The organism is Pseudomonas sp. SDO5532_S415, assembly GCF_054071155.1.
The window spans coordinates 1-6,825 of the sequence record NZ_JBSVWS010000240.1; the positions used below are offsets into that span (position 1 = coordinate 1).

Annotated in this window: 5 protein-coding genes and 1 pseudogene; 3 read left to right on the forward strand and 3 right to left on the reverse strand. The window is 60.2% G+C overall.

From position 1 onward, the window contains the following. A pseudogene (locus ACW9HW_RS28045) lies at positions 1-347 on the reverse strand (hypothetical protein); the annotation flags it as partial. A gap of 172 nt (positions 348-519) precedes the next feature. On the opposite strand from ACW9HW_RS28045, the gene ACW9HW_RS28050 reads away from it, so the two are divergent. Together ACW9HW_RS28050 and ACW9HW_RS28055 are read left to right on the forward strand one after the other, a co-directional pair. Further along, positions 520-2,193 carry a nitrite/sulfite reductase gene (locus ACW9HW_RS28050; protein WP_457402568.1) on the forward strand — a complete coding sequence of 558 codons (1,674 nt, stop codon included), beginning with the start codon at positions 520-522 and terminating at the stop codon, positions 2,191-2,193. After that, positions 2,190-2,669, forward strand: coding sequence for a DUF934 domain-containing protein (locus ACW9HW_RS28055; protein ID WP_457402570.1), 480 nt, complete (start codon positions 2,190-2,192; stop codon positions 2,667-2,669). The genes ACW9HW_RS28050 and ACW9HW_RS28055 overlap by 4 nt, the downstream gene beginning before the upstream one ends. Before the next feature lie 77 nt (positions 2,670-2,746). Here ACW9HW_RS28055 and ACW9HW_RS28060 read toward each other — a convergent pair whose 3' ends face one another. Further along, positions 2,747-3,247 carry a hypothetical protein gene (locus ACW9HW_RS28060; RefSeq protein WP_457402572.1) on the reverse strand — a complete coding sequence of 167 codons (501 nt, stop codon included), beginning with the start codon at positions 3,245-3,247 and terminating at the stop codon, positions 2,747-2,749. Between the two features lie 263 nt (positions 3,248-3,510). Further along, positions 3,511-5,883, reverse strand: coding sequence for a tetratricopeptide repeat protein (locus tag ACW9HW_RS28065; protein WP_457402574.1), 2,373 nt, complete (start codon positions 5,881-5,883; stop codon positions 3,511-3,513). 216 nt (positions 5,884-6,099) lie between these two features. Here ACW9HW_RS28065 and ACW9HW_RS28070 point away from each other — a divergent pair, with 216 nt between their 5' ends. Next, a complete protein-coding gene (locus tag ACW9HW_RS28070; protein ID WP_457402576.1) occupies positions 6,100-6,771 on the forward strand; it encodes a DUF3313 domain-containing protein in 672 nt (223 codons plus the stop codon). Positions 6,772-6,825 lie beyond the last annotated feature (54 nt).

The following is a 6,825-nucleotide window of genomic DNA, read 5'->3' on the forward strand; positions in this document are numbered from 1 at the left end:
CATACCAGCTGCGAGGCGATCCACACGCCCATCGCCATTCCCACGACGCCCCAGAATACGGTCGCCACGACGAATTGGCGGACGACCTTGTAGTTATAGGCCTGTCCGTTAGTTGTTGTGCTCATGCTCAATGCTTCCACGGTTGCAAAGTCGGGCAACTGTAAAAACATCGGCAAATCCAAAACAGACTCAGGAAAAACTGATTTATGCGGATCAGATCGGAAGTAGCCAAGGCTGGGCTGGTTGGCCTCTGATACGGTTTTTTCGAAAACAGCTGAATCTGTAATGCAGATCAGCGCGGGTTCATAGTCACATCCTCGAGAACGAGCCGAATTGTCTGATGCCATCGGCCTGAGCGCAGACCTTGTGGGAGCGAGCCTGCTCGCGAAGAGGCCGGCACATTCACCATCAATGTCGCCTGACACTCCGCCTTCGCGAGCAGGCTCGCTTCCACAAGGTTTCCACCTTGAGCGACTGGGATCAGCCACAGAGCCCGATCAACCCTGATGAGGTAGCCAGATGTATCAGTACGACGACTATGACCGGGCGCTGGTGTTCGAGCGGGTTGCGCAGTTTCGCGATCAGGTCGAACGCTTCATGGCCGGCGAGCTGAGCGAGGAAGAGTTCCTGCCGTTGCGCCTGCAAAATGGCCTGTACATGCAAAAACACGCCTACATGCTGCGAGTGGCGATTCCCTACGGCACGCTGAGTGCCCGGCAGATGCGAACCCTGGCGAGCATCGCCCGGGATTACGACCGCGGCTATGGCCACTTCACCACCCGGCAGAACATGCAGTTCAACTGGATCGAGCTGGCCCAGGTGCCGGACATCCTCGAACGCCTGGCCGCGGTGGACATGCACGCGATCCAGACCTCCGGCAACTGCGTGCGCAACATCACCACCGAAGCCTTCGCCGGGGTCGCCGCCGACGAAATGATCGACCCACGACCGCTGGCGGAGATCCTGCGGCAGTGGTCGACCATCAACCCGGAGTTCCTGTTTCTGCCGCGCAAGTTCAAGATCGCCATCTGCTCGGCCGAGCAGGATCGGGCGGCGATCATGATGCATGACATCGGCCTCTATCTTTACCCCGGCGAAGACGGGCAAATGCTGCTGCGGGTGATTGTTGGCGGTGGGTTGGGGCGTACGCCGATTCTCGGTTTGCAGATCCGCGACGGCTTGCCGTGGCAGCACCTGCTGTCCTACGTCGAGGCGGTGTTGCGCGTGTACAACCGCCATGGCCGGCGGGACAACAAGTACAAGGCGCGGATCAAGATCCTGGTCAAAGCCCTGGGTATCGACGCTTTCGCCCGGGAAGTGGAGGAGGAGTGGCAGTACCTCAGGGATGGCCCGGCGCAACTGACCCTCGATGAGTTCGAGCGCGTGGCCAGTGCCTTCGTCGCGCCGGATTATCGTACGCTGGCAGACACCAACCTTGATTTCGGCACACATCTGGCCGAGAACCCGGCATTCGCGCGCTGGGTAATGCGTAATGTGCAACCGCACAAAGTGTCGGGCTACGCCAGCGTGGTGCTGTCGACCAAACCCGGCATTGCCGCGCCACCGGGCGATGTCACCGACACGCAGATGGACGCCGTGGCTGAGTGGTCCGAGCGCTTCGGCTTCGGCGAAATCCGTATCGCCCATGAACAGAATATCGTCCTGCCGGACGTGCCCAAGGCCGACCTGTATGCGTTGTGGCGCCTGGCCTGCGAACACAATCTGGGCAGCGCCAATGTCGGCTTGCTGACCGATATCATCGCCTGCCCCGGTGGCGACTTCTGTGCGCTGGCCAACGCCAAGTCGATTCCCATCGCCCAGGCCATCCAGGCACGCTTCGAAGATCTCGATTACCTGCACGACCTGGGTGATATCAGCCTCAATATCTCCGGTTGCATGAATGCCTGCGGTCATCACCACATCGGCAACATCGGCATCCTCGGGGTCGATAAGAACGGCAGCGAGTGGTACCAGATCACCCTCGGTGGCGCCCAGGGCAAGAACAGCGCATTGGGCAAGGTTATTGGCCCGTCTTTCAGCGCCGTTGAAGTGCCCGATGTCATCGAGCGCATCATCGAGACCTTCGTGCGTTACCGCGAGAGCGAGGAGTTGTTCGTCGACACCTTCCATCGCATCGGCCTGGAGCCGTTCAAGGAGACGGTGTACCCGAAGGTGCTGGAGGTGTCGGCATGAATAATCTGTTGCGACTGGAGGAGGGCGTGGCGCGGATTGACGCGGATGATCCCTGGACACTGGTCAGGGAGCCCGATACCGGGTTACCGGCCGGTGCGCTGATTCTGCCGCTGGCCCGGTGGCTGGAAAACCCGCAGCAAAACGCGGTGTGGCTGGGGCCGGACGATGAAGTGGAAAGCCTCAAGCCTTGGTTTGCCCAACTGCCGTTAATCGCCCTGGACTTCCCGAGTTTTCGCGATGGGCGCGCGTACAGCCAGGCGTATCTGCTGCGTACGCGATTGGGCTGGACCGGCGAATTGCGCGCCATCGGTGATGTATTGCGCGATCAACTCAGCCACATGCGTCAGTGCGGTTTCGACAGCTTCGCAGTGCGTGAAGACAAATCCGCGGAGGATGCGCTGAAAGGGTTGGCGGGGATGAGTGTGTTGTACGGGCGGTCGGTGATTGAACCGCGACCGTTGTTTCGGCGGCGCTAAGCACCAAAAACGCAAAAGATCGCAGCATTCGACAGCTCTGTGCAGGCGCTGCCGAAGGCTGCGATCTCTTGGTTTTATCAGTTGATGCGAACCAGCGCCGCGCGATCGCTTGGCGACACTTGATCGATTTCCAGCAGGGTCAGGTTCTTCGGCGCTTCACCGGCCAGTGGGCTGCCGAGGTCTCCTGCGGCGTCAGCCGGAAGCTTGTACATCGCACCTGTCATCGGATCGACGACCAGCATGCCAATCAGACCGCCGAACAAAATGTTGCCCCAGTACCAGCCGCTCATGCTGGTATCCAGTTTTGCGGTGGTATCGGCATAGCCTTCTTTTTTGAAGGTAATGGTGTAGGTCTCGCCTTTGAAGTAGCCACGACCCGAAGGCAGCGTCACGGAGTTGGGCGTGGAACCGCTATGAACGACGACACCGTCCTTGTTCTGGACCGTGAAGTTGGCACCACTCGGGGTGCTCGATACGTTTACAGGGTACTTGCTGTCCCCGACGATGCTTGCGCAGCCGGAAGTCAGGAGGGTGGCGGTCAGGGCTGTAACGGTGAAAAACTTGCGCAGAACTACCATTTTTTTCCTTGCGACTGGACTGTGCCGTCATTGGCCGAGGCGTGCTTCATGCAGGCCTCGAGGTGGATACTTGGGGTGATGTTAACGCGGCAGGCACTTTGCCAGTAGTGGCTATATGGTGTCACCAAAAATCGAAAGAATTTTTACATTCCTGTAGGAGCGAGCTTGCTTGCGATGGGCGTCAACGATTATGCGGTCAGCCTGACGAAACACGGCGCCCTGACTTCCATCGCGGGCAAGCTCGCACCTACAACGTGCAGGACTCACTTCAACGCCGGATCGCCCCTGTTGATTTTCTTCCAGCCCTGCAGCAGCACCTGCGCCTTGGGTTCCTGCCCGTTGTCGAGGTAGTACTGGATCAGCGACAGCCGCGCATTGCGGTTGGCCGGCTGCTCCTTCAACAGCCTTTCCAGCTCTGCGCAGGCGTCATCGACCTTGCCGCTGTCATGCAGCGCCACCGCGAGCACGTAGCCGTATTGCGCGGTTTGCGGCTCCAGTTGCGCGGCTTTGCGCAGGAACGGCATGGCTTGCCCGGACTTGCCGGCACGCACCAGCGACAGGCCCTGAGTGTGTTGCAGCAGCGCAACGTCCGGGTGGTCCTTCAGGCTTTGCGCGAGCAGTGCCTGGGCCTCCTGGCTGCGGCCATTGGCTTCCAGCCATTGCACCAGCGTCACCCGCGCCGGATGAAAATCCGGATCACGCTGGAGCGCGGTGCGCAGCAGGCCTTCGACCTCGCCACCGCGGCCGCTGGCCTGGTACAACATCGCCAGGTTGAGGTTGGCTTCGGCGCGTTCGGCCAGGCTCCTTTGCACCGCTTCGTACTCGGCAATGGCGGCATTCCAGGCGTCCTGGGCGCTGCCCAGACCGTTGCGCGCCACGCTGAGCACGTCCCGCGCCGCGGCAATGCGTACGGCTTTTACTGGATCGCTCAGTACCGGCGCCAATAGCGGTGCACGCTCGGCCGGCGGCAGGAAGGCGCTGATCGCCCGCACGGCGCTTTCTCGCACTTGCGGTGCCGGATGACTCAAGTCCTTTGTCGCCAGTTTCAGCGCCTGTTCGCTGGGGAACATCGGCAATTCGGCCAGCAGGGTCGCCCGTTGAATCGCCGGCAGGTTGCTGCGTTGCAATTGCTCGTACAGGGCTTGCGCCGCGCCGGGCTGACCATTGCGGATCAGCCACAGGCTTTCGTCGTAACGGGGCGCTTGCGCCGTGCCGGCGTTGGCGGTGTTCCACAGCTTGAACTGTTCTGTGACCTTGTCGCCGGCCTTGCCCTGGTGGCAGGTCAGGCAGGCGTCCGGCGTGCCGAGTCTTTGCGCGCGTTCGGGGTTGGGGATGCTGAAGCTGTGGTCATGCCTGAAGTCGTTGCCCATGTAGAACTTGCCGGGCATATGGCAATCCACACACTGCGAACCCGGTTGGCCCGGGGTGTGGCGGGTGTGTTCGATGGCGTCATAGTTCTTCGCTTGCAGGCCCTTGCCGTCGATGCCTTCCACGGAGGTCTTGCCCGCGGAGTTGTGGCATTGCAGGCAGACGCCGTTGTCCGGTGCCTTCAGTTCGGTACTGTGGGGGTTATGGCAATTGCTGCACCGCACACCCTTGTCGAACATTTTGCTTTGGGCAAAGGAGCCGTGTTCGAACACTTCATCCTTGATCTTGCCGTCCAGGGCGTACAGCTCGCGGGTCAGGGTACTCGGCAGGTAATCGTCCATCAGGCGCTTGCCGACGGTGAAACCATCGCCCAGCGGCGCGCGGCGGGCGTGGCAGCGGGCACAGGTTTCGATTTCGACGGTGGTGTTTTTGTCCTTGAGGTCGACGGCGAAACCGGCGTGGATCAGCTCGGTTTTCTTCGCCGTCCATTCGAGGTGATCGGAGGCCGGACCATGGCAGGCCTGACAGCCGACACCAAGGCTGTTCCACTGACTGTCGAAGGTGTTCTTCGCGGCATCGAAATTGCGCTTGTAACCGGTGGTGTGGCATTCGACGCACATGAAGTTGGCATTCTGGCTCGGTTTGCTCCAGTGCAACGGGTCCTTGAAGGTCACGCCCTGGCCCGGGTAGAGATGAAACCAGCGCTGCTTCTCGGTATCCCAGGCCACGCCCAGGGCTTGCAGGCGTCCGTCGCCGACCGCAATCAGGTATTGCTGCAACGGCGCAATGCCAAAGGTGTAGGCGACCTTGAAATCGGCATTCTTGCCGTCGATGCCAGGGGTGTTGACCCAGAAGCCGTCGTCCTTGCGCGAGAAACGGGTGGTTTCGTTCTCCGCCTTGAAGGTGACGTTGTTGAAGTCGCCGAGCATCGTTTCGGCGTTGGCCTCCTGCATCGCCAATTGGTGATGGGAGCCTTGCCAGTCCTTGACCTGGGCGTCGTGGCAGCCCTGACATTGCTGCTCATCGACCATTTTTGGCGGCGCCATTCCCGGCACAGGGGCAACCGGTTGTGGCTTGATGGGTTGAACGACAGGCGTGCTGACCGGCGCATAAGTCACGGGCGCCGGGTGACTGCCGAACAGAAACCAGCCGATGCCCGTGACAGCGAGGAGAAGGATGCCAATGGTGACGGGGAACAGGTAACGGTTAATCAGGGTCGGTTGCGAATCAGGTTTTGCGGTTACCGCTTTATTTTTATCTTTCGGCATTGCGACTTCCGTAGTCCGGTTGCGTTTGCCGTCAGGCGCGCGTACATGCTCGATGCAGCTTTGCCGGATGGTCGGCGTCTGTCAAATCACGCTTGTGATCTGCTCAGTTGCATTAGATGAATATTGTGTTTTTCGAGAACGCCGGGCTCTTTATTGGCTATACCTGTAACACCTCTGTTCCTAACCGTAGTCGATCTTTTTTACAGGAGTTACCGCATGAAGTTAGCGCTGATGATGGGCACCGTGTGCATGGCCTCCATTGCCATGGTCGGCTGCGCCAGCAAGGTCGTGGAGCCGGACCAGTATTCCGGGTTTCTCAAGAACTACAGCCAGCTCAAGGAAGCCAAGTCACCGTCAGGCGCCACCGTGATGCGTTGGGTCGATCCCAAGCTCGACATCAACAAGTTCACCAGCGTTTACGTCGAACCGACCCAGCTGTATCCCAAACCCCAGCCGACCGAGACAATCCCCCAGACCACCTTGAACGGGATTACCAGCTACTACGACCAGGCGCTCAAGCGTGAAATCGGCAAATCCTTGCCGTTGGCATCCGGCCCTGGCCCGGGTGTCATCGTGGTGCGTGCGGCGATCACCGCTGTCAGTAGCAAGACCGAAGGCCTCAAGCCCTATGAAGTGATCCCGATTGCCCTGGTGGCCGCGGCGGTCAGCACTGCCAGCGGTATCCGCGATCAGGAAACCGACCTGGCCACCGAGGCGGTGTTCCTCGATGGCGGCAACAATCATGTCCTGGCCCAGGTCGTGCGCAAGGGCACCGGCAAACCGCTGGAAAACAAAGCCCAGGTGATGAAGGCCGATGACGTCAAAGGCGTGATCGATGGCTGGGCGGTGGATATGCATCAGTCTTATCTCAAACTCAAGACCAAGTAAAAAGCCAGAAGCTTCGCGAGCAGGCTCGCTCCCACAGGGGATCCGGGAACACTC